Source organism: Salipiger sp. HF18 (assembly GCF_011806505.1).
GTDB classification, from domain to species: Bacteria; Pseudomonadota; Alphaproteobacteria; order Rhodobacterales; family Rhodobacteraceae; genus Salipiger; species Salipiger thiooxidans.
In genome coordinates this window covers 1-1,804 of sequence record NZ_JAATOS010000674.1, presented here as the reverse complement: position 1 = coordinate 1,804, position 1,804 = coordinate 1, and the positions used below count along the sequence as shown (strand labels likewise).

The 1,804-nt window shown below is 65.1% G+C and carries 4 protein-coding genes; 1 reads left to right on the top strand and 3 read right to left on the bottom strand.

Annotation, left to right across the window (positions count from 1 at the left end; all coding sequences use genetic code 11):
• Positions 1-441: TetR/AcrR family transcriptional regulator (locus HC022_RS25740; RefSeq protein WP_167454276.1), on the bottom strand; the 441-nt coding region annotated here is incomplete at its 3' end.
• A 197-nt stretch (positions 442-638) separates the two neighbouring features.
• Positions 639-824, bottom strand: a complete 186-nt coding sequence (locus HC022_RS25735) for a hypothetical protein (RefSeq protein ID WP_167454273.1) — start codon at positions 822-824, stop codon at positions 639-641.
• A 139-nt stretch (positions 825-963) separates the two neighbouring features.
• Here HC022_RS25735 and HC022_RS25730 point away from each other — a divergent pair, with 139 nt between their 5' ends.
• On the top strand, positions 964-1,158 hold the full coding sequence (locus HC022_RS25730) for an MHC class I heavy chain (protein WP_167454275.1): 195 nt from the start codon (positions 964-966) through the stop codon (positions 1,156-1,158).
• Between the two features lie 117 nt (positions 1,159-1,275).
• Here the strand turns inward: HC022_RS25730 and HC022_RS25725 are convergent, their stop codons facing one another.
• The gene (locus tag HC022_RS25725) at positions 1,276-1,803 is read right to left on the bottom strand and encodes a pyrroline-5-carboxylate reductase (RefSeq protein WP_167454274.1); all 528 of its coding nucleotides are present in this window, start codon (positions 1,801-1,803) and stop codon (positions 1,276-1,278) included.
• Position 1,804 lies beyond the last annotated feature (1 nt).

The following is a 1,804-nucleotide window of genomic DNA, read 5'->3' as shown; positions in this document are numbered from 1 at the left end:
GGTTGCCCCCTCAAGGAGAACCAGCACCTGCTCGGCCAGGACCGGGTCCTGGCGCCCGAGCTCTGCTGCGACCACCTCCACGATACGTTGGTGAAACGCCGCCTTGTGCGCCGCGACCGCCTCGGCAATCTCGGGCGTGTCGCCGCCGGTTTCCGCACGCAACCGCAGAAACAGGCAGCCCCGTGTTCCCTCAACCCGCACCCAGTCCTCCAGAGCCGCAAACAGTGCATCGACGGTCTGCACCTCGAGCCGAGCCATGAACCGCCGGTCCCGCTCGTTCAGCACCCGTGCCATAAGCTGCGCCTTGCTGCCGGCATGCTTGTAGAGCGTCCGGCTCGACATTCCTGCAGCCTCGGTAAGCCGGTCCACGCCAGTGGCCATGTAGCCGTGCCGGTCGAAGAGCCGCTCGGCGGCGGCCGTGAGCTTGGTCGTCAGATCCATGGGAAGCCTCCTTGGGTGTCCATGGACACCAATGTAAAACGATCGTTTTACATTGCAAGTCGGCAGGCACCAGGGCTGGCTTCGTCCGCATCCCGGTCGCTCGGCGCTTCAGGGATGCCGCAACAGCCCATCAGCGGCCGCTTTCGGTTTCCGCGTCGCGGTATATGAGCCCTCCGCGGCGACCTGAAGGCCACGATCTAAATGCCCGCTCCCTGCGCATCGCCGCGGAACAGCTGCAAGCGGTGCACGGTACCGGTGAAGGTGTCGCCGAAGCCGCCGAGCCCGCCGATCACCGGCACCGGCGCGCCGGTCACGGGCGCATTGAAGGCGTAGATGGCCGTGCTCCCTGCGAGCTGACGCGGCGTGAGCGGGATCTGGCGCAACCGGCGCGAGATCGTCCTCGCGCCCCTTGCCCGCTCGCCAAAGAGTGACCAAATACCTGTCGCACATGCATTTTGCCTATTGCCGCCAGCCTGACATTGCAGTCAATCCGCCAGCGAAACAGACCCACTGGAGGCTCACATGTCCGACGAATGGACCAACACTCAGATCCTCGAATGCAGCTCTGACAACGGTGAGATGCTCACCGTGTTCAGGCAGACCAACGGGACCAGTCAACGCTACGTGCTCGGGAACGGACAAACCGTCGAGTACAACACCGACGGCACCTTTACGGTGCCGGGCAGCGAAACCAACCTCAGCATCCTGAACTTCTGAAACAAGACGCGCCCGGCAGGATCACTCTTCCGGGCGCTGTCATGCCCGCCAGCACAGCCACCACAGCCGCTCCGCCGTGACGCCGACGCCTTACCCACGGTCGGCCTCGGCCCCCGCTCAAAGCAGATCGCCAAGCCCCTGCTTGAGCGCCACGCCCATGCCCTGCCCCTCCATGTGCAGCCGCAGCCGCTGATTGTAGCCGCCCGGCGTATTCAGAGCCTCGATCAACGGCTCACAGGCCGTGTCCCCCAGGCTCGACACGACGAGCTGCCTGAGGAAGGCCTCTCCCTGCGCCTTGTCCGGTGCGTGTTCTCCGAGCCAGTCGGCGGCATCGGCGACCATGCGCGCAATCGGCGATAGAACAGCCTGTGCGCAGAGGTAGGCGGCCATCTCTTCCGCGCCGCGCAAAGGGAAGATGCTGTTGCGCTCCCCGAACAAGTCGGTGACGAGTTGCGCGTTACCGTACATGATGATCGGCGACCCACCCTTCGTGATCCCCGGGAACGGCATCATCACGGCGTCGGCTCGAGCCGGGCGCACCATGGCGTCCGCCTGTTCGAGGGAAGCGCCCGCCATGAAGCTGATCACCCTCTGTCCCTCGCGGAAATTCAAGACGCCCAGAACGTCCGGAGCCACCTCGGCCATC